The sequence below is a fragment of the Maribacter sp. BPC-D8 genome (genome assembly GCF_035207705.1).
Lineage (GTDB): Bacteria > Bacteroidota > Bacteroidia > Flavobacteriales > Flavobacteriaceae > Maribacter.
The window spans coordinates 4,320,452-4,342,706 of the sequence record NZ_CP128187.1 but is presented as its reverse complement, the minus strand read 5'-3'; the positions used below and the strand labels follow the sequence as shown (position 1 = coordinate 4,342,706).

Sequence of the window (22,255 nt, the reverse complement as noted above, 5' to 3'; positions counted from 1 at the left end):
ACGAGACATAGCAATACATTAAACCGCTTCACAGAAAAAAAAATCTTACACATGTCAATAACATCTACCCAACAACTGTTTTCTGATATTGCCAAAAGAATAAATAGTGACTATTACTACTTTGTAATTCTGGCTACCAATAACGCATTTACATCTGCCTTATATACCGTAGAAAACAACACTATAAATTACGCTAATAAGACTGTTGAATTGTTCAAAGAATTTTCTGATCGCATTCAGCAAGATCTAACTGGAACGGGAGTAACCATAATCTACCAAGAAAACTCATCTTCTTTTAGTATTAAATCTATACCCAAATACAATCCCGAACTTTTTGATAGTGATTTATTTGAACTTCTAATATTTCAAGAATTTGGTATTAAACCCGCTACTGAAGAACGCATTACTACTCTAGAAAGCTCCATCAAAAAAGAAAAGATTAAAAATACGTTAGTCTATGCCTGTTATATGAACGACACCGCTAACATTTTAGAAATAGCGAAAACTGCAAAGAAATCTCAATTAAACAAAGTACTTGAATATACTGGCACTCCGCTTGCATTTTGTACTGAGAACAATAACCTTGAAGGTTTTATTGCTGTTGCCGAAAAAGGGGCTGATATCAATAAAAAATCGCTAGGTTCTTCTCCGCTTCAAATTGCATTTAAACATTCGCCCGATATCGTTACCTATATCTACGAACACCATAAGGAAGCTTTTGATAAAGAGTTTGACAAAAAAGGTTTTTATCTCGCCGCCGATTGTACCAACCGAGAAACACTAGATTTTTTATTACGTATAGGCGGAGACCTCAACACATACGATGCATCGTTTCCGCACTTGCATAATTTTACAGACAGAAACAACCTGGTAGGCATAACCTTTTGTCTAGACAATAATGTTGACATTAACCTAAAAGACAAGCAGAAACGAACAGCTTTGAATAAAGCTATTACGAGAAATCATACAGCAGCAATTGAACTACTTAAAAGCAAAGGTGGAACGGAATAGCCTATGCTACTCCTCTTGCTCTTGCTTTTTCTTATCGTTCTTCATTAAATTCAGCACTATAAGTACAAGTCCTAAACATACGGCTGCAAAAATGGCAATAAGAATTACGCCATAGCTCCAATTAACAAGGGGTATCATCTGTGATATCATAGGTCGGTTATTTTAGAGCAACAAAAATATAATGAAGTTGCAAGGCATCATATGACAATTGTCAGTAAATCAAAATACTACGCTTGTTTCAAATTTTCATTTCATAAGAGTTCCTCCAAATATTGTAAGCTTGGTACGGGTTCTGTATTTTTATAGTTGAATTTGGTATGTTATAAATGATGGTAGATAAAATTAAGTGTCCCAATTGCGCGCATGAGTTTGATGTTGAAGAGGCGTTATCTGGTAAAATGCAGGCGCATTTTAAGGCTGAGTATGAGCGTAAAGTAGCGGAGCAGGCAGAAATTTTCAATAAAGAGCGTAATAAACTGGCTCTAGAAGTTGAAGAGTTCGAGAAGAAAAAGGAGAAGGAGAACGAGCTTTTTAAAGAAAAGCTAGCACAACGCCTTGCTAAAGAATCTGAAAAAATACAACTGCAAACCAACGAATCTTTTGAGCAGAAGTTAAAAGCCCTACAAGAAGAGAACGAGAAAAAGAAAGAGGAAAACAGGGCATTGCGTTCGCAAGAAATAGATTTGCTTAAACGTGAGAACGAGCTTAAAGAAAAAGCGGAGGATCTAAAGCTGAACGTGCAAAAAGAATTGCTAGAAAAGCAGACCGAAATAGAGGAAAAAGCCAAGGCCAAAGAGCGGGAATCTATGGCGATGAAAGAGAAGGAATATCAAAAGCAACTTGAAGATCAAAAGAAGCTTATTGATGAAATGAAGCGCAAGGCAGAGCAAGGTTCTATGCAAATGCAGGGAGAGGTACAAGAATTAGCCTTAGAAGAACTTTTACGTGCTACATACCCTTTTGATGATATAGATGAGGTGGGCAAAGGCGTACGTGGTGCAGATTGCGTGCAAACGGTTATAAATTCGTTACAGCAAACCTGTGGTTCTATCGTTTATGAGAGTAAGCGTACCAAAAACTTCTCTAACGACTGGATCAATAAATTAAAGCAGGATCAGATTAACTGCAAAGCTGATATTGCGGTGATTGTAACCGAAACTTTTCCGCCAGACATGGATCGTTTTGGGGAGAAAAATGGCGTGTGGATCTGCGGATTCAACGAGGTTAAAAGTGTATCACTTGTACTGCGTGAGCTGCTACTAAAAACCCAATCTATTAAATCTTCCGATGAGAACAAAGGCGATAAGATGGAGCTGCTCTATTCTTACCTTACCAGTAACGAGTTTGTACAGAACATTAATAGAATTATAGAGAACTACGATTCTATGATCAAGCAACTGAACTACGAGAAGAAAGCGGCGTTCAAGAATTTTGCGGTTCGTGAGAAACAAATTTGGGGCGTTCAAGAAAATATCAATGTACTCTTCGGTTCTATTAAAGGGATTGCGGGTAATGCATTATCTACAAGTACCATTTTAGAATTACCGGATGCTGAGATAGATGATTAGAGGCTAAGTTTGTTAGTGAGATAGTTTGCTTTTGAATTAGTGGTTTTGCGCTGCGGGCTTTTTATTTTGCGTGATGCGTTTGGCGCATTGTGAAATACACGTTACCCTAAGTGCTCCTTGTTTTTGAATTTAGCTGAGCGATCATTTTTTCGACTTTGAATGATATCCAAATTAGGTAAATACATCCTGCGGCACTGTAAATATTACTACTTGAAGCGTCTTTAAAATAAAAAACATTTAAAATAGTGGCAACCAAGCCTAAAACGCCAATAGTAAGTAAAAAATATTTTAAGAATTTCATAGTATATGATTTAATGTGTTTTTGCTAATGCCGTTCCAAATGTCTCGCCCAACTCAAAAAATTACCCGAACGGTAATAAGTTCATGATCAATAACATAACCATGTACCAATAATATGAAGTCTTTAATTTTTTCATCATAATGGGAATTATATATAGCAACTACTAATTGGTAGCTTATTGAACATATTTGTTACAGCATACGTTGAAATAAATTTTCAATCCCTCTAAAAACCTATATTAGCACATTACACAATTACGACTCAAGTTCACGAAAGCATAACACATGGATATTTTAGATTGGATACAAGATTGGTTTAAGGATAATTGTGATGGTGATTGGGAAAGTAGTGATGCTATTCAAATTAACACATTAGATAGACCGGGATGGGAAGTGGAAATTGATATCTCAAACACTTCAATAGCTAGTATGGAGCTCGATTGGATACTTAATGAAACCAGTAAACAAGATTGGTACGGGGTTAAAATTGCGGAACAAAAATTTACTGCCGCTGGTGACCCCGATAAACTGAAATTTTTATTGAACCTTTTTAAAGAGATGATTGATAAGATAGAAAACCAGTAGCGCGGGTTTCTTTTCTAGTAACGCTTGATCAAGAGCCTACCCAACTTTTAAAGTCCGATGCTTTTGCCTTGCTCACTACTATACGCTCGCTACACACAGGGTGAACATCTACCAACAACTTACTATTAAAATGGAACTTAATGGCGGTTATAGCTTCTCTACGTACTATAAATTGCCTGTTTGCCCTATAGAACACTTCGGGGTCCAAAGCCTCTTCTATATCTTCTAATTTGATATCGAGCACATACGAACGTTCTTGTACCGTTACCGCCTTTACAAGACCGGTATCTATAAAGAAATACGCAATATCAGCTGTTTTTACCGGTAACAATTGGTCGCCCAGCCCTACTAAGAATGTTTGTTTAAAATTTGTGGGCTTGTGCTGTATGAGCTGCATTAAACTTTGCATTTGTTGCTCATCGATACCCTTTTGCTGATTCTGGGCTTCGAAACGATCTAAAGCATCTGACAGTTCTTCTTGATCGATTGGCTTCAATAAATAATCGATACTATTTACCTTAAATGCCTTTAATGCATATTGATCATAAGCTGTAGTAAATATGATGGGAATGTTGATTTCTACCTGATCGAAAATCTCGAACGAAATGCCATCTGCCAAATGAATATCCATAAATACCAAAACACCTTCATGTGGCTTTGAAAAATACGCCACGGTCGCCTTGACGGTATCTAAAACGGCTACAACCTCAATATCAGGGTTAATTTTCGTTAGCAGATATGCTAGGTTATCGCTTGCAGCAAGCTCATCTTCTACTAGTATTACTTTCATACCGGTTGCTTTAAAGGTAATTCTACTTTAAAAATATCATTTTCGGTACTTACCAGTACTTCTTTTTTCAATAAAAGAGAATACCGCTTCTTCAAATTATAGAGTCCCGTGCCCATACCCTCTGCCAAGGTACTACGGTTACGAATGGGGTTTTCTACCACTAATGATTCTCCGTTAGAATATACTTTTACGGTCAATGGGTTGGTCGATGAAATTTCGTTATGTTTCACCGAATTTTCTACCAGAGACTGCAATGCCAATGGCGGAATTTTCATATCCATAAATTCTTCATCGATATTTACGTCTATCTCTATACGATCTCTATATCGGGTTTTCATCAAGAAGGTATAACAGTCTAAAAATTTCAACTCTTCTTTTGTTGACACCAAGTTAGTTTCGCCACTTTGCAAAATATAGCGATACATATACGATAGCTTATTTACGAATTTGGTGGCATTATCATTATCTCTAATTAAGGACGATAAAGAATTTAGCGAATTGAACAAAAAGTGAGGATCGATCTGGTTTTTTAAAGCTGCCAATTCATTCTCTAAATTCTGCTGTTTTAACTGCTCGTTCTCAATTCTACTCTCTTGCTTATCTGTACTTACACGAAGTAACCTAGCAATAAAAAATAGTACAATAGATAGGTTGATAAAAGTAAAGTTGATCCAGCTCTCTTGATTCGGTTTTAAATCCCTACCGTTTATTAATGGATAAAATGCCTTTATCACTTTTATAACAGCAAAAAGCAACACCACATTAATGATCAGTATTACAATCCATTTAAGAATAGGAGACCATTTAAGCCCATCATAATCTATATTGGCATTCAACTGAATGACCAACCAAGAGAAGCAATAAAAAAATAGGTAACGGTATAGAAAATCTGTTACCCAAGACATAGAGAAGTCTAAATTCCCCTCCATAATACCATTATATAAATAAATGGTTTTAGGTAATGATACAAGAATACCCAACAATAGCGCTGTTTTTATTACCTCGCCCTGTTTTACTTTTGTTAATGCCATGTAACTTCTTTTCTAATGGTATTTCTCAAATATACCGTAATAAACGTTTGTAACCCTAGTACACGAAAAGTTGGTCTTTACCTAAGTAAAGACCAACTTAATTTAAACAATACTACCTTTTTAAAGTGCATAGGCATTGAACTCATTTGGCAAATATGCCGCTGTATCAAAACCTAGTTCTACTATTTCTTCGTTTTCAAAAATCTCAAAATCTTCCGTTGTTAATTCCGCACCTGCATAGGCATCAAAATCTAACGGTAAATATTCAAAGGCATCGAAACCTAAGTTGATTTCTTCATTGATTTCTACCACTTCAATCTCACTGGCGTTTAATTCGTCCATCTTTAAAGATGCTTCTAGTTGTGCTTCTAAATCGATAACACAATCATCGAAAATCGCGGTGATTTCAGCCTTTTCGGTTTCTTTATTTTTTTCTATTCCTTTAAATGACATAAAGGTGACGGCCACGATGACCACTGCAGATAAAATTTTAATGTTTTTCATTATGTATGTTTTTAAGTTTTTAGAATTGTTTTTTTCTATGGTACAAAGGTATTGCGTAATATGACTAACGGATGGTATTACTAACCCAACCGTCTATAATGCCATTTAAAACAACCTTAGACTATTATGAAGTTTTTTTGTTGGATTTTAATAGGATGAAAAGTGGAAATATATTAGAATAAACAAAAAGCTACACACAGTAAATCAGACACATACAAACTGATTTTACCCTATTCAAAACTCGGATGCATTTTACTTTGTAAACCAATCGCGCACCGTTTCTTCTGCCAATTTATTATTGGGTGTAAAAGCACTGTTATGCTCGCCACGGTATTCGATGTAGCTAGGGAATTTCCACCACAGTATACCTTGGCACCAAGGTTCGTCTTGTATGCCTTCAAAAATGATTTCGTAAGATCTGCGCTGTGCTTCTTCGTTAATGGTATCGTCTGCCTCTGCATGCGGATTCTTCCATGGGATGTCAACACTTCTAAACCCTATTTCGGTAAATACGATGGGTTTTTTAAAGCGATCATAAACCTTTTTAATCTTTGTCTTTACCGTATCGAACTGCAGACTTAATTCTTCATTAGTAGGATCGTCTTTTTTACTCAATGGGTAATAAGAGTTTAAACCAATGAAGTCTAAATCGTCCCAAAATTCAATTTTCTCAAATTCGGCTCCCCAATTCGCAGCATAGGTCAATTGCCCAGAATATAATGCCCGCGTTTTCTTGATCATCGCACGCCATGCATCGGGTTGTGACAAGGTTGCTTTGGTAAACTCAACACCTATGCATAAGGCATCCATCTCATGAATTTCTGCTAAGAAGGCATAGTGGCGAATCCACCGGTAATAATAATCATGAAATTTGTCCCATTGTGCATCGGTAGGCATATCTATGCCACCTGGCCAGCTACCGCCCACATATATTTGAGGTTTCAACAAGGTATACATGCCCATATCGCTCGCCATCGCTACTGCGTGTACCACGGCGTCATCATTTTCACTACCCGCATTATTACTAAAATGAAGTGGCGTCGGTGTATTTATATCGTTGATTCCAGTATAAGGTACAATCGCCATGGCATTACTGCCCATGTTCTTTTGCTTCAATAAAGATTCTGTTGCTTTTTGAGAACCATAGCCGTTGTAAATGCTATAGCCTTCATGTGCAAAATTGAAACCTTTTAGGTAGGGTAATTTTTTCTTTTCCGTTTTTTTCTTCGGATGTGCTTTCGGCAAGCCTTTTAAATAATTCTGCCACTTTACCTCTAGACTTTTTATTTCTCGTTCAGAGATTGATGCTTTTTTGTATCGCTTTAAGTATGCATCTTTTCCCCATGTTGTAATTAAAAAATCGGTAAATGCGCCTGCCATACAATCTCTTATAAGTGAAGATTCCATCTCCATAAAAGAATTATCTAAGAGTTCGGTCACTGTAAACGTATTCTCAGATTCTACCAACCGTGCCGACCAATATTGGTAGCCTTTCATTTGCCAGGTTTCTGTAAAATAAATAGGCAGTCCTAATGTGATGATATTCTTATCACTCTTACCAATAAGGTTGTGCAGTAACAAGGCATTATCTCTACCAATGTTATTATTGGCATAGATTTTATTGACAATAGTATGTACCGAATTTGTAACCGTATCGAAAGTGGAGTGATCGGTATTGCCCGTCATCAAACCTTTTTCTTCTGTACAGGTGTAAAAGTTATATGTGATTTTTGGTACATTATTACCACCTACAAAATTGACAATAGTAGCTTTTGATGCCGAAATCTTTGCTTGCCAACTAGCAACATCTGCTAATTCAATAGCTTTTTGGTGGTCTATAAATTTAAATTCATCGGTATCTAATAGAACTCTGGTACCTGTCGCAAAATTGAAAAATGTAGAACCTTCAATTCCCCAACTGGTATTGAAATCGCCCATAACCAATCGCTCTTTATTCTCATACACCTCGTATTCTAAATTCTGACGGTAAAACGACTGACCTCGATCAGCTACTTTTTCTGCAAATAATGAAAATACTTCTTGTGCATCTGTACCGGTTAAAAAACTAAAAGGAATTTTAGGATCTGTAGGACTGGGATAGAAACTTACCCCAAGAATAGAGTTGTTATTAGGTACTTCCTTTGATCCTATTTTAATTTGTGAATGAGATACCTGAAAAGGAGTATCGCCCATGTATTTTTTAATCAGGGGATTCTCATCTACGGCACCTACCAAAAAAACAATTTTATTATTCAATGATTCCTCACCTACCTCATCAACATTTTGGTAACTGACCTTTACACTTCGCCAAGATTTGGTAACCTCCATTAAAGAAAGCTCATGAAGTACATTTTTATACTGCTGTTGCAATGCTGAATCTTTTGCACCGTAAACAACTAAAATCTCTCTTTTATCAAAGAAACTTCTACGAAGATCTCTACGTGTAGCCACAGAATCTATTGCCTCGGGTATTCTCTCATTTTCAGCTGTAGGGAAGTATTCTGTACCAGCAAAACCAACAATACCGACAACAACAAATAACACAACAAAGAGATATATCTTTTTCATAAAGGCAACAATGAGCAAAAGCTTGTTTAAGATAACAAAACAGCAAAACCTAAATCTACTTATAGTGTTATTTAACTTTTAAAAAGGAGTTTGTGTGGTAGCGTGTTCCAAAACTGTTCTCGATACATTTTTAAAAACCGCTACACTCCTTTCAAAAATACTCGAACTGACAATGCGTTTCCGATTCATCTATTCTTCTTTGTCTATCTCAAATGTTACTTCGAGTGAATTTCGAGGCACGCAGAAATTTGTATCGAGAAATTCGCGTGTTCCAGACCTGTTCTCGATACATTTTTAAAATACGCTATGCTCCTTTCAAAAACACTCGAACTGACCTTCCGTTTTGCTTGTACCTATATATTCTCAAAGTTGAATGATCTATCATCAATAAAAACCACTTCTGCCCTTTTGTGGTACAAACCTATTTGTGCCTTAACTTTACATCACCAAATAGCCAACGCTACATGAGATTAATTCTACTTTTTACTTGTATCTGCTTTTATACCTTGACCACTGTTGCACAAAGCGTCGCCACTATTCCTTTAGAAAAATATAGAGAGCTTCGTGTGTATGATAGAATTAGTGTTACCCTTGTAAAGGGCGAAGAGAATAAAATTGAAATAGCTGCAGAGAACAAAAAAGATTTGAGCATAACCGAAAACGACGGTCGTTTACGATTGAAAATGTGCTCGGGCGAATCTGTATTGAACTCCATATTAAACATTAAACTTTTCTATACTGAAGCACTTTCGGTTATTGATGCAAATAAGAACTCTCGTATTATTTCTACAGGATTAGTCATTGGTACAGACCTTGCTATTGAGGCACAAGATGCCAGTACCATCACCTTAAATATCGCTTACAATAATATTTCTGCGAAAAGCATAAGTGGTAGCGAAATAAAATTATCTGGCACTAGCGGCAATCAAGAAGTAATGATTAATACCGGAGGTAGACTTTTAAATAAAGGTCTAAAGACCAAAAGTAGTACTGTAATTGTACTATCTGGTGGTAGTGCTGAAGTTTATGCTAGTGAAGCTGTCATTGCTAAAGTAAAAGCGGGTGGGTCGATTACCGTGTACGGCAAACCAAAATCTGTAGATAAAGATGATACATTTGGTGGTAAAATTGCAATACCAGAATAATTACTGTTCTATACTCTGAACATCAAAACCGATAAGCTCATTTTCTTGAAACTGCGGAGTAACCTCTATCGGGTTACAACATACCTCGCAATCTTCAACATAGGTCTGTTGTGAAACGGAAGGATCAAGAAGCATAGATACTTCTTCCCAGCAATACGGACATTGAAAATAATGCTCGAACATGACTGTAATTTATGATTTTAATTCTTTTGCAAGCTCTTTTAAGGTTAGGCTCTGTATTAAATTACCACCATTAGAAGTAAATATAGTATCGTGACCCAATTTTAGCGAAAGTAAATCATGATCGCTATCTAAATGAATGTCTGAAGGATTCACCTTGATTTCCTCTAACTTCACATCAAAGCGTTTTTTTAAAGTAACCAATCCGTTAAGCTTACTTAATTCGAATCCGTAAAAATCAAACAAACGTTGTAATCCGCTGAAGAAACTTATCCCTATAAAAACTAAACTTGCCATTGCAAATTTATATGCCAAAGTAAATACGTCTAACTCATCACCATTTATAAACGTATACACCAAGTTTATACACCCATATATACCTAAAAAGAACACTAACAAACCAACAATAACAGCAAGCACATCGGTTAATAAAGCTTTGGTAGTTCTTGTAACCGTTAAGCCATCTGCCGTTTTGTTAGCTTGAAATCCGAAATCTTTTAAATACTCTAGATTATTTATTTGAGCTAGTTTATTCGCAATAGTAGTTTCTAAACCACTTAAATCTACAACAACAGTACGTTTCTGTAACTCATCTTGTAAATTTAACTGCGCTTCAAAAGTGAGTAATGAATGTTGATCCAGAATCTCTATAAGCTCGCTATTTGTTCTATCGCTATACATGTTATTCCCTAATTAATTTACTCGACAATCGAGATTAAAAACTCTAAACCCTTTTACAGTTCTATATTTAATAACTGACCTGTAAGCTGTAATAATTGAAGCTCTGCCAACTTTGCATCATACTTCGCCAAATTCTTATTGGTCTGGGCATTCAATAAATTGATCTGTGCCTGTCTAAACTCAATCGATGTAATACTCCCTAATTGAAACTGCTCTTTAGAACGTTCAAAATTGTTTTGGTTGGTAAATACATTCTGCTCCTGAATCTGATATATTTTTAAAAGATTCTCATACAATGCCATTGCATTCTGCATATCTCTGCTCACCTCTAGTTCTACCTGCTTGCGCAATAATTCTTGATTCGCATAGGTAATCTTCGCATTCTTTACACCTACTGTTGTGCTACCACCATCAAAAAGATTCCAAGAAAGACTTGCACCTAAAGATACACTACCGGCAATCGAATTCGTACCCGGAAAAATAGCACCCGTCAAGAAAGCAGATGGCGCATTTTGGTTTCTGTTCCAACCATAAGACCCTGTTAGATTTAAGGTCGGTAAATACCCCGACTTGCTCACCTTAATATCATAATCGTTGATAGTTAAGTTAGATTCTGTCTGCAACACAGCAACATTATTTGTTACTGCCTGATCCATAAACTCTACAATCTGAAACTTAGGTAAAAATACTATCGTCGTATCAACGGCATATTGCGAATTTAAATCTTGGTTCAATACCACATTTAAATCGCGTTTTGCATTTGCTAATTGTTGTTCGGTATTCAATAGATTAATACTATCATTGGTCATATCTACCTGAGCATTCAAAATATCTAACTTGGTATTTTGACCATACTCAAAAGAATATTCTGAACGTTGAATTCTATCTGTTGAAATTTCTAATGCCTGTTTTTGTACATTTTTATTTTCTGTCAATCGAGCGATTTCAAAATATACCGTAAACATTTGAATCATGGTGTTCTCTATGGTCTCACGTGCTTGTAACGTACTTAGATTGTATTGTTCCTTTAATCTTTTATAATTATAGAACCTACCCAAACCATCGAACAAGGTATAATTGAGATTCAACGCTGCATTATACCTTTGACTTTCGGCATCATTAACCTCTATATTTGCCCGCTCACTACCATCATCATTCAATTGACCCGGAAATTCAGTAGTAGTATCATTGGTATTATATGTGGCACCAGCAGTACCGGTTAACGTCGGTAAATATCCTGAATTAAGAATACTGGCATTATTATCGGCTATATCAACTTGGCTTTTCGCAATCTCAATTCCGAAATTATTTTCCAAAGCTTTTACGACCGCCTCTTGTTTTGAAAGTGTTTTCTCTTGCGCAAACATTACACAAACCGGGAGAAATACTAATAATATGATGAATTTTAATCTCATTATAACTTATCTATATTCTTATATGGGTGTGAACCACCTTCTATTTGCTCTTGATGTTCACTACCTTCAATTGCTTCTTGTGAATGACCCTCTAAATGGGCAGCTTCTTTTCGTTCTTTAATCGCTCTTTCTACTTCTTCTTTCGTAATCTTATGACCCGAAGCAAAAGAAAGATTCTGCGCTTTTAAGTTGTTACTAAACGACAAGAACAATGGCAACATCAATAAGGTTAGTACTGTAGCGATACCAATACCATAGGCAATAGAAATTGCCATTGGCTTTAAGAATTGTGCTTGTCTACTGGTCTCTAACATTAAAGGAGCTAAACCTGCGATAGTGGTAATCGATGTTAAGAAAATTGCTCTAAATCTCGATTTACCTGCTTCGAAAATGGCATTATCAAAAGTCATCCCTTCTCGTAAATTCGAATTGAACTTACCGATGAGTACCAAACCATCGTTCACCATAATACCAATCAATGCGATAATACCTAATATAGAAAGTACGTTTATTGGGAAATCGTGGATCCAGTGCCCCCATGCAACTGCCGTAAAGCTAAATGGCACTAATAACAATAGCATTAATGGCTGACTGAAACTTCTAAAAGTAAATGCGATAGTAATGTAGATTAACAATATTACCGTGAAACCTACCAACTTCAAAGAGCCTACCAATTTCTCTAGCTCCCTATTCTGACCTTCATAAGATGCACTTACCGTCGGATACTTAGATTGTATCTCTGGCATATGTACATTCTGTATATCGGCCATGATTTCTGTCGGGCTATCTTTTACATCTTTCATATCGGCAGAAACTTGAATTTCTCGCCTACCTTCTAAACGGTTGATAGCAACATCGCCACGTTCAATAGTATAGTCTGCAATCTCACTCAATGGTACGCGATCACCTGACGGAGTAACAATTCGCATATCATCTAAATTGGAGATTGATGAACGTTCATCTCTATCGTAACGAACCCAAACCCTGATCTCATCTTGAGAACGCTGAAAACGTTGTGCCTGTACCCCAAAGAAACCTGCACGAACTTGAGTCATTAACGCTTGAAGATCTAATCCTAATAAATAGGCGTTCTCCTTTAAGGTCAATCTAATTTCTTTTATACCAGCTGGATCATTATCTGCAATATCCTTTAATCTAGGATTCTTGGTCAATATGCCCTTTAATTCTGCTTTTGCTGCTTTTAACTGCTCTATGTTATTACCTAGTAATGATACCGAAACCGGTGACCCACCAAAGTTACCACCAGAACCATAAATTAAACTTTCTACACCTACAACTGGGCCAACTAATTCTTCTATTCTACTAGTAACCATATCAGCAGAAATCTCATTAGGTCTTTCTTCACCAGGCAATAGGTTAATAGTCAATACTGCTGAAGATGAACCAGACCCTAATTTTTTGATTACATTTTCAAAAACATCTTTATTTGAATTAACCATATATTCTTCTGTCAATTCTCTATTGACTATCATGGCTTTCTCTTCTATTAATGAGATAATAGAATCTGTAATTTTCTCATTGGTACCGTTTGGCATTTCTAACTCAATACCTACTTTATCACTAGCAATTCTTGGAAAGAAAGCCGTTCTAATAATACCCCCACCAACTGAACCTAATGTTAAAATGAAGGCTGATGCAAATACAGCGAACATGAATATTTTATGATTCATTGAAAAACGTAGTACAGGCGTATATAATTTATCACGCATACCTATCATTAGCCTATCTCCGAATTCATTGATAACCCTAAGTTTGGCAAATGCATTTGCTAATCCAGTTTTTGGCTTATTATCTACTGGTTGTAATGCTTTAGAATGCGCAAGGTGAGCAGGTAAAATAACTAATGCTTCAACTAACGATACCACTAATGTCAAAATAACAATAACCGATACCTCACTAAAAAACTCACCAATTCTACTATCCAAGAACAAGAATATAGAGAAGGCCAATATAGTTGTAATAATCGCTGAAATAATAGGAGGCAATACCTCCATAGTACCATCTACAGCTGCTTGAACAGGAGACTTTCCTTTCTCGTAATGCTGATAGATATTTTCGGCAATTACAATACCATCATCTACCAAAATACCGATAACGATAATCATACCGAACAATGAAAGTACATTAATGGTTACATCAAAGAAACCTGCAAAGACAAACATTCCCAAGAATGCAACCGGCAGACCAAAGGCAACCCAGAACGCTAATCTTGTATTCAAGAAAAGAGATAAAAATATTAAGACCAAGACCATACCCATAATGGCATTCTCAGTTAATAACTGTGTTCTTTGATTCAGCGTAACTGATTGATCAGAAACAACATCTAACTTAATGTTATTATACTTTTGATTAAACTCAACTATATATTCATTTACCTGATCAGCTGCAGCTACTAAATCTTCATTATTGGTACTGGTAATAGTTGTACTAACAGATAAATTCCCATTAAAATAAGTAGCATTCGGCGTTTCAGAAAAACGATCCCTTACTATAGCTACATCTTTTAAACGTATTACATTACCTGACTGATCTGCACGAACAACTAGATTACCTAACTCACTACCATAGTAAGAGCGGTTATTGGCGCGTATTAAATATTCTTCTGCATCAGTTTTAATATTACCACCCGTTACTAGAATATTCGCATTTGCTACTGAACTTGCTACTTCAGAAAATGATAAGCCATAAGCCAATAAGTCATTTTCATTGACGGCAATTTCAATTTCTTCATCAGGGAAACCTGAAATCGCTATTTGCGAAATTCCCTCCATTGCCCTAAGGTCATTTTCAATATCTCTACCAACACTCTTAAGGGTTGCTAAAGGAATATCTTCTCCACTAATAGCAAATGATATCGTTTGACGAACAGTTTCTAGAATAGAAACAATTAACGGCTCCATACCTGTTGGAAAAGTAGGTACTCTATCTACTGCATTCTTAACTTCTAAAAGCATGAAATCGATATTCTCTCCTTTTTCGATCTCTACATTAATAGTACCACTATTCTCTCTAGATGTAGAAGTTACACGATCAACACCTTCAAGTCCTTTTAAGTTATCTTCTATCTTAAGTACGATACCTTCTTCTACCTCTTGTGGCGATGCACCAGGGTATGTAATGGTTATAGCAATATTCTTAGAATCCGTCAACGGAAAGTAAGAAGACTTCAATGCCTTTGCCCCTACTATACCAAATAAGGCAAAAGAGATAACTACAACATTAACGGCAACATGATACCGAATAAAATATTCTATCAGTTTACGCATTATTCTTTTGTATTTTCTGGTTGTTCTGAGTAAATTTTCACAGCCATACCTGTAAAAGCTCCACTAATAGGCTTAGATACTATTGTAATGCCATCAGGTACGTTTTTGAGTACAACACTCTTATCTGAAAAATAAACCGGATTAACATCTATCTTATCAAGTACCGAGTCGCGTACAATAAATATCTTGTTACCTTCCAATAATAACCCTCTATCTACCTGAATAGCATTTTCTTCTTTCTTAGCATCTAAATCTGCCTCGAGGTACATACCTTCTCTTAAATTCTTATCGTCAACTTCTATATATGCATTTACCGTTTGGGTAAGCTGATCTATACTACCACTGATTCTAGTCACCTTACCTTTATAAGTAGTGTTATCATCTAAATTGGTAAGTTCAACAGACTCGCCTACTTTTAATAAATCGGTATATCGCTTGCTAATAGCAACTTCAAGTTCATATACTTCGGTGTTAATGAATTCTCCTAATTTCTGACCTGATCTCACTAAAGTACCTTCGGTTACCAAGGTCTCGGTTAGAACCCCTGAGAAGGGAGCCACGATACGATACTTAGATAAACGTTGCTCTAAATTTTTAACATTATAAAAGCTGGTTAAAATACCTCTACCTGATATGAAAAACTTTTCTTTCTCCGTAGCCAATTCTGGAAGCGGCGGCGTAGTTTTTGACATATCGAAGTTTGAAAGGTAATCTTGCCACTTAGAATAGATATCTGGATAGTCTAATCTTAAATCGGGCATTACTGCCGTTAACTGATTAAAAAGATTACTCTTTGCAGACTGCACACTTGCTGCATATTCATTTGCATCGATGCTTATAATAGTCTCGCCCTTACGAAAAGCTTGCCCTTCTTTAAATAACTTACTCCCTTTTTTAAATACACCCTGTACCTCTGCGTATAATTCTACACGTTGCTTCGCCGTAAGATTACCATTTGCAGATACTACAATTGGTACCGTGCCATTTTTTACTACCTCTGTAAAAACAGTTTTCACTACTTTCTCAGATTTCGGCTTGAAAGTTTTCTTACTATCAATAATAGCTCCTGCTAGAAAAAAGGATACTACAATTAGTAAAATACCTAGAACGGTAAAAATAATTTTTCGCATTTTATTATAATTTATAAGCGTATTTTAAAAAACACAGGATCAAAAATACTTTTTAATATCGGTTAGATTTTTGCTAATGAAATGAAACGACCAAATTTCGAAGTGAAACGACTTTGACACTATTTCAGCTCAATTCTTAATTATTCTTCCCGAACTTTATTTCCATAAAATATCAATACTAACGTCTTAAATTTTGCTTTTCATGTCTTTAAACAATCAAAGTATTGTTAAAATTGAACTGCAATTTTAAATAGACTTTAACTAGAAACTTTTGGAAATCAATTAATCATCGGCGAAACTACGAAAAAACACTTCTGGCAATGAAAGTCTTTATGGTTAAAGTAATCATAAAACTATCGCTACCTAAGATTATTACAAACAAAAAAAGGGATGCTTTCGCATCCCTTTTAATTTATATTTCAACTTCTTTAGTTTCGCTTTACATCTTCATATTTCGTGTCTACAATACGCGTTGCACTAGCTTCTGTAGTACCAAATTTCATATTTAAAAATTCATCGTCGCTATCAAAAACTGCAAGTTTTGAACTTTGCATTCTTAACAGTGAATTTAAAGATCTAAAATCGTTACCCTGTAATTGTACAAACTCTAAATTACTTAAGGTTGCCATACCGGTTGGTAAATCACCTTCGAACTGGTTATATGAAAGAATCAATTCTTTTAAATTCACCAAACGCCCTAAATCTACTTCTATAGCACCTGCAAGTTTATTGCCGAAAAGCTCTAACCTTTCTAACTTACCTAATTTTTCAATTGACTTAGGCAGGCTTCCTTCTAGATAGTTACTTGAAAGGTTTAAAGATTTTAAATTTGATATTTCTCCTATACCATTCGGAATTGTGCCCTGCAATAAATTATTAAACATTGACAGTTCTTCTAATTGTGTCATTTTTGAATAATCTTGAGGTAAATTACCTGTCAGTTTATTCATCTCTAAACGCATAGATTTCAACTTTTCTAATTTAAATATATCTTCTGGTAAATTACCTTCGATTACATTAAATGCAAGATTTAATGTTTGTAAATGTGATAGCGCTGAAATTCCTTCTGGAATAGCTCCTGTAAGATTATTACGATACAGCTTTAATGCTGTTACGTGACCATCATTGATCTCTACACCGTACCAGGTTGACGGATCTGCTTTCACATCCCATTTATTTTGCCATTGATCACCAATGGTACTTTTATTAAAATCTAATAGGTATTCTTTTTCGCTTTTAGGTATTTGTGCGTTGACCACAAAACTGCAGGTCAGCACAAAAATTAAGCAGGCATTGGTTAGAACATTTTTCATACTGAAAAAATTATATTATTTGGGGGAACTTCACTCATACTATTTACAGAACTACACTGGTATTAATTGTATTAGTGTAAAAAGTACTTTTATTATAACGTGCAAAAAATACATTTATGATACATAGCTAGCGATAATGTATAAAAACAAGAAAGAGATGCTGTTCAACATCTCTTTCTTTCACCAAACTAACTAAAAGTGTAAACTACTCTTACTCTTCTATATCTTCGAACTTCGTATCTGCCATTCTGGTTTTACTGAAGTTGACATCTTTAAACTCTAATTTTCTATCATCTTTATCATAGTCAAAAACCAAATACTCTTTCGTTTCTAAAAACTCTAAAGCTTTGAAAGAACTGAAATTATTATTCTGAATTTGAAATACTTCTAAGCTTGCCAAGTCAGCAAACTCATTAGGTATATCACCTACAAATCTATTATTTGCTAAAACCAATTCTTTCAACTTGCTTAGTTTACCCATATCTCTTGGTATAGCACCTTCTAATCTATTTTCAAATAGACCTAAAGTTTCTAATTGAGATAATGAGCCTAACGAATTTGGAATGTCACCATTAAACTCATTACTTGAAAGATTCAATACTTTTAAACTCGTAAGGTTTCCTACCGTAGCTGGTATTTTACCTGTAAAAAAATTATTGAAAGCTGAAAGCTCTTCTAATTGTATTAAACTACCAATACCTTCTGGTAGTTCGCCATTAAGCCTATTCATCTCTAATTTTAAAACTCTTAAATTAGAAAGATTAGCTATTTCTGCAGGTAAAGCACCTGTTAATGAATTGAATGCTAAATTTAGTACTCTAAGGTTTTCTAAATCTCCTATTTGTGAAGAAATTGATCCCATTAGATTATTATGGAATAAATTAATTTCGATAACCTTATCATTTACAACCGTTACCCCGTGCCATTGTGAAACCGGAGTTTTTAAATCCCACTTCTTAACCCAATGATTACCATTGGTTGTTTCGTAAAAATCAATTAAGGCTTTCTTCTCCTTTTTAGAGACCTCGGCAAAACAAACAGTTGTCAGAAATAATAGACTGAAACTTAAATAGTATAATTTTTTCATAATATGGTGGTTTGATAAATTCTATATACTAAGAATTATCCTACAAATTTGAACTAATAACGTTGAAAACTGAAATTTTATCGTTCACTGACCCCTGTTTGTTGTGAAAGCAGGGGAATATGTTGTGAAACCACCAAAACTGTATGTCAGTAAATGTAGTTCTACGCTAAATCATCAATATCAATTGTAAGAGTTTCCCAGTTCTGCATCAATGTTTCCAATTTTTTCTTTTTCGCTTGGTAACCTTCGAAAAAATCGGGCTTAGCAATAGTGGTATCATAATCTACCAAAAGGTTATGGTCGATATCTTTGATCTCTTTTTCAAGCGAACCGATCTTACTCTCTACTGAGCTTAACTGATTTTTTAAACTTTTTAGTTTCTTCTGATCTTGAAATGAATTTGATGGTTTAGATTTTGTCTTTTCTACAACAACTGCCGACTTCTTCTCAATAGCTCTAAAATTTTCTACTTTACGTTGTTCTAGATAAAAATCTACATCACCTAAATACTCTCTAATCTTTTGATCTTTGAATTCGTATACCTTGTTGGTTAGCCCTTGTAAAAAATCTCTATCGTGAGAAACCAAAATCAAAGTACCTTCAAAGTTCAAACATGCTTGCTTAAGTACATTCTTCGATTTAATATCTAAGTGGTTGGTAGGCTCATCCATCACCAATACATTAAAAGGCTGCAACAACATTTTTGCTAAAGCTAAACGGTTACGCTCACCACCTGATAGTACTTTTACATATTTGTCTACTTCATCTCCTCTGAATAAAAATGAACCTAAAATATCTCTTACCTTACTTCTATTCTTTTCGTTTGCGGCATCGATCATTGTATCTAAAATGGTCTTATTACCATCAAGATACTCCGCCTGGTTTTGAGCAAAATATCCTATCTGTACATTATGACCCAGTTTTAGGTGTCCGTCATATTTAAGCTCCCCTACAATAATTTTTGCCAGAGTAGATTTACCTTGTCCGTTTTGACCAACGAAGGCAGTTTTACTATCACGCTCAATAAGCAGGTTGATATCGTTCAACACTAAATTATCATCATAAGCTTTTGATAGGTCTTCTATCTCTACAACCACTTTACCAGGAATTACAGAAATTGGAAAACGAAGACTCATTACGCTATTATCATCTTCATCAACCTCTATACGCTCTATTTTGTCTAATTTCTTAATTAAAGATTGCGCCATTGAAGCTTTGGTTGATTTCGCCCTAAACTTTTCAATTAACCTTTCTGCTTGCTGAATTTCTTTTTCTTGGTTCTTTTGAGCGTTTACCTGCTGCTGCTTTATCTCATTTCTCAATACCAGGTATTCAGTATACGGTTTGTTATAATCGTAAATACGACCTAAAGAAATTTCAATAGTTCTGTTGGTAACATTATCTAAGAACATTTTATCGTGAGATACAATAACCACCGCACCAGTATAATTGTTCAAAAATTGCTCGAACCAAATAATAGATTCAATATCTAAGTGGTTGGTAGGCTCATCGAGTAATAACACATCATTAGTCTGCAATAATAATTTAGCAAGCTCTATACGCATACGCCACCCACCAGAGAACGTTTCGGTCTTCTTGTCAAAATCTTCTCTTCTAAAACCTAAACCTTGTAGTATTTTTTCAGTCTCGCCTTGGTAATTATATCCTCCTAAAATTTCATAGTGGTGTGTAATATCACTTAGGTCTACAATTAACTGACTATATATATCAGATTCATAATCGGTTCGTTCTGCTAATTGATGGTTAATATCATCTAACTGCAGCTCTAAAGCTTTGATCTCTTCAAAAGCCTGGTATGCCTCTTCTAAAACTGATCGACCTTCTACAAAATCTATATCTTGTCTAAGAAAACCAATTTTGACATCTTTTTCTATTGCAATAACACCGGTATCCAAAGCCATATCCTTGTTAAGCAATTTCAACAAGGTTGATTTACCTGCGCCGTTTTTACCTACTAGCCCTGCTCTATTCCCTCCATTTAAGCGAAATGATATTTCTTGAAATAAATATTCTCCTCCAAAAGAGACTGATAGGTTGTGAACGTTTAACATAAATTCTAATTATTCTAGTTTTTCTTAAAAGCAAAATCTATTTTATCATAGAAACTTTTAAGTTAAATTTATCATTTGCCATGATACATATCAGGCATAAAAAATGCCTTAAAATCGTACCTTAGTATAAAGTTTTGCAAATGTTAAAAAAAGGAAACAAACTCTACAGTATTTTAACAGGAAGTTGCCCTAGATGTCATGAAGAAAGCATGTATTTGGACAAAAACCCGTACCATATGGGCAAAATCTTTAAAATGCATGAAAGATGCAGCCATTGTGACTTAAAATATAAAATAGAACCTTCGTTCTTTTATGGGGCTATGTATGTGAGTTACGGAGTCGGAATTGCCTTTGCTGTTGCAGCATTTGTTATCGCTAATCTTTTTCTAGGCGCTGGCTTAATAGAAGCGTTTATTACTATAATTATCACCCTTATTGTATTTATGCCGGTAATTATGAGGGTATCTCGTAACATATGGATTAATATATTCATCAAGTACGATGCTAAGGCTACCTCAACAAATCTTAATTCGTAGCAAATCGCTCTATATTCATTTCTTCCAGTAAAGGAATTTGATGTTCTATATACTCGTAAAGAGATTTAGCCGCCCAAGGTGCAATGGTAATGCCATGAGAACCAAAACCATTTAATAGCCATAAGTTATTATACTTTGAATGCCTACCCACCAAAGGTCTTCTATCTTTAACCGTAGGGCGCATACCCGCTTCGTGATCCACTACCTCATAAGCACAATCTAAAAGGCTATCTAATTTATCCGCAAGTTCATTTTTAGCATCTAAAGTCGTTAAATTGTCTTTTTGACCTCTATTATACGTAGCTCCTACTTTGTACAAATCATCGCCTAGCGGAATTAAAAATATGGATGATTTAATTATTTGAGCTTCTTTTAACGCTTTCGCCTTAATGACGATATACTCCCCTTTCGACCCTTGCATTGGCAAATGGTTGAAATACGGATTCTGCATCATACCATAACCTTCGGTGAAGACTATATTTTTGGCTTTTATATCTTGATAACTAACAGTTTCTTTCTCAATTTGAAGTTGACTATAATTAAATGTATCTGTATATAACTTGTTTTCTTGCTCTAACCAGTTTGCATAGCTATTGAAAAGTAACTTGGTATCTAACTTACCTGTTTCCAATACTTTTCCAAATTGATGTGGTGCTTTAAGTGAGGTATTCTCATTATTTACCAATTTCGAATCTAAGTATGGTTTCAGCTTTTCTTTATCAGCAGCTTCAAACCAAAGGTTCTGCTCTTCTATAGATGCAAATTTTCGAAGAACATTGAGCTTTTCATCAAACTTTACATTCAAAAATTGCTCTAGCTGCGTATAAAAATCAGTTGCAATAGGCAGTTGCTCATCTGCGCGCCAAGAAAGGGTAAATCGTTTTAAAATAACAGGATTATACAAACCACCTGCCACACGAGAAGATGTTTGCGATTGGTCATTAAAAACTACAAACGTCTTGTTGTTTTTACGCAAAGTTTCGCAAAATGCGGTACCCGCCAATCCTAACCCTACCACTATATAATCTACCATGGCGCAAATGTAATGACAA

General features: G+C 35.2%; 19 protein-coding genes. 5 read left to right on the top strand and 14 right to left on the bottom strand.

The genetic code is table 11. The features are described from left to right. The first annotated feature begins 51 nt into the window (after window positions 1-51). On the top strand, window positions 52-1,011 hold the full coding sequence (locus tag QSV08_RS19080; RefSeq protein WP_324025287.1) for an ankyrin repeat domain-containing protein: 960 nt from the start codon (window positions 52-54) through the stop codon (window positions 1,009-1,011). A 6-nt stretch (window positions 1,012-1,017) separates the two neighbouring features. Here the strand turns inward: QSV08_RS19080 and QSV08_RS19075 are convergent, their stop codons facing one another. Then, window positions 1,018-1,161 (bottom strand): hypothetical protein, encoded by a 144-nt coding sequence (locus QSV08_RS19075; RefSeq protein ID WP_324025286.1) that lies wholly within the window; start codon window positions 1,159-1,161, stop codon window positions 1,018-1,020. 176 nt (window positions 1,162-1,337) lie between these two features. Here QSV08_RS19075 and QSV08_RS19070 point away from each other — a divergent pair, with 176 nt between their 5' ends. Both QSV08_RS19070 and QSV08_RS19065 read left to right on the top strand, forming a co-directional pair. Then, window positions 1,338-2,579: a DUF2130 domain-containing protein gene (locus tag QSV08_RS19070; RefSeq protein ID WP_324025285.1), complete on the top strand. Its 1,242-nt coding sequence runs from the start codon at window positions 1,338-1,340 to the stop codon at window positions 2,577-2,579. Window positions 2,580-3,164: 585 nt separating this feature from the next. Beyond that, the gene (locus QSV08_RS19065; protein ID WP_324025284.1) at window positions 3,165-3,464 is read left to right on the top strand and encodes an immunity 53 family protein; all 300 of its coding nucleotides are present in this window, start codon (window positions 3,165-3,167) and stop codon (window positions 3,462-3,464) included. A gap of 28 nt (window positions 3,465-3,492) precedes the next feature. On the opposite strand, the gene QSV08_RS19060 is transcribed toward QSV08_RS19065, so the two are convergent. The 4 genes from QSV08_RS19060 to QSV08_RS19045 all read right to left on the bottom strand — a co-directional run bounded on the left by QSV08_RS19060 (window position 3,493) and on the right by QSV08_RS19045 (window position 8,357). After that, entirely contained in the window at window positions 3,493-4,254 is a 762-nt protein-coding gene (locus QSV08_RS19060; RefSeq protein WP_324025283.1) for a LytR/AlgR family response regulator transcription factor, read from the bottom strand. Continuing rightward, entirely contained in the window at window positions 4,251-5,285 is a 1,035-nt protein-coding gene (locus QSV08_RS19055; protein WP_324025282.1) for a sensor histidine kinase, read from the bottom strand. Before QSV08_RS19055 ends, QSV08_RS19060 begins: the two co-directional genes overlap by 4 nt. Window positions 5,286-5,405: 120 nt before the next feature. Next, window positions 5,406-5,789 carry a hypothetical protein gene (locus tag QSV08_RS19050; protein ID WP_324025281.1) on the bottom strand — a complete coding sequence of 128 codons (384 nt, stop codon included), beginning with the start codon at window positions 5,787-5,789 and terminating at the stop codon, window positions 5,406-5,408. Between the two features lie 252 nt (window positions 5,790-6,041). Further along, window positions 6,042-8,357 carry a glycoside hydrolase family 113 gene (locus tag QSV08_RS19045; RefSeq protein WP_324025280.1) on the bottom strand — a complete coding sequence of 772 codons (2,316 nt, stop codon included), beginning with the start codon at window positions 8,355-8,357 and terminating at the stop codon, window positions 6,042-6,044. Window positions 8,358-8,821: 464 nt separating this feature from the next. Between QSV08_RS19045 and QSV08_RS19040 the strand changes: the two genes are divergently transcribed. Then, window positions 8,822-9,502: a head GIN domain-containing protein gene (locus QSV08_RS19040; RefSeq protein ID WP_324025279.1), complete on the top strand. Its 681-nt coding sequence runs from the start codon at window positions 8,822-8,824 to the stop codon at window positions 9,500-9,502. Here the strand turns inward: QSV08_RS19040 and QSV08_RS19035 are convergent, their stop codons facing one another. From QSV08_RS19035 to QSV08_RS19000, 8 genes are all read right to left on the bottom strand, one after another. After that, on the bottom strand, window positions 9,503-9,685 hold the full coding sequence (locus tag QSV08_RS19035) for a CPXCG motif-containing cysteine-rich protein (protein WP_324025278.1): 183 nt from the start codon (window positions 9,683-9,685) through the stop codon (window positions 9,503-9,505). It abuts the gene before it with no gap. Window positions 9,686-9,694: 9 nt separating this feature from the next. Beyond that, entirely contained in the window at window positions 9,695-10,363 is a 669-nt protein-coding gene (locus QSV08_RS19030) for a hypothetical protein (protein ID WP_324025277.1), read from the bottom strand. A 53-nt stretch (window positions 10,364-10,416) separates the two neighbouring features. Next, the gene (locus tag QSV08_RS19025; protein WP_324025276.1) at window positions 10,417-11,778 is read right to left on the bottom strand and encodes a TolC family protein; all 1,362 of its coding nucleotides are present in this window, start codon (window positions 11,776-11,778) and stop codon (window positions 10,417-10,419) included. Continuing rightward, window positions 11,778-15,065 carry an efflux RND transporter permease subunit gene (locus tag QSV08_RS19020; RefSeq protein ID WP_324025275.1) on the bottom strand — a complete coding sequence of 1,096 codons (3,288 nt, stop codon included), beginning with the start codon at window positions 15,063-15,065 and terminating at the stop codon, window positions 11,778-11,780. Before QSV08_RS19020 ends, QSV08_RS19025 begins: the two co-directional genes overlap by 1 nt. After that, a complete protein-coding gene (locus QSV08_RS19015; RefSeq protein ID WP_324025274.1) occupies window positions 15,065-16,195 on the bottom strand; it encodes an efflux RND transporter periplasmic adaptor subunit in 1,131 nt (376 codons plus the stop codon). Before QSV08_RS19015 ends, QSV08_RS19020 begins: the two co-directional genes overlap by 1 nt. Before the next feature lie 428 nt (window positions 16,196-16,623). Further along, complete coding sequence (locus QSV08_RS19010; protein WP_324025273.1) at window positions 16,624-17,508, bottom strand: hypothetical protein; 885 nt, start codon at window positions 17,506-17,508, stop codon at window positions 16,624-16,626. Window positions 17,509-17,719: 211 nt separating this feature from the next. Beyond that, window positions 17,720-18,595, bottom strand: coding sequence for a hypothetical protein (locus tag QSV08_RS19005; RefSeq protein WP_324025272.1), 876 nt, complete (start codon window positions 18,593-18,595; stop codon window positions 17,720-17,722). A 161-nt stretch (window positions 18,596-18,756) separates the two neighbouring features. Continuing rightward, on the bottom strand, window positions 18,757-20,667 hold the full coding sequence (locus QSV08_RS19000; protein ID WP_324025271.1) for an ABC-F family ATP-binding cassette domain-containing protein: 1,911 nt from the start codon (window positions 20,665-20,667) through the stop codon (window positions 18,757-18,759). A 140-nt stretch (window positions 20,668-20,807) separates the two neighbouring features. On the opposite strand from QSV08_RS19000, the gene QSV08_RS18995 reads away from it, so the two are divergent. Next, window positions 20,808-21,203, top strand: a complete 396-nt coding sequence (locus QSV08_RS18995) for a DUF983 domain-containing protein (protein ID WP_324028394.1) — start codon at window positions 20,808-20,810, stop codon at window positions 21,201-21,203. Here the strand turns inward: QSV08_RS18995 and QSV08_RS18990 are convergent. After that, window positions 21,193-22,236: an NAD(P)/FAD-dependent oxidoreductase gene (locus QSV08_RS18990; RefSeq protein ID WP_324025270.1), complete on the bottom strand. Its 1,044-nt coding sequence runs from the start codon at window positions 22,234-22,236 to the stop codon at window positions 21,193-21,195. The genes QSV08_RS18995 and QSV08_RS18990 overlap by 11 nt on opposite strands. Window positions 22,237-22,255 lie beyond the last annotated feature (19 nt).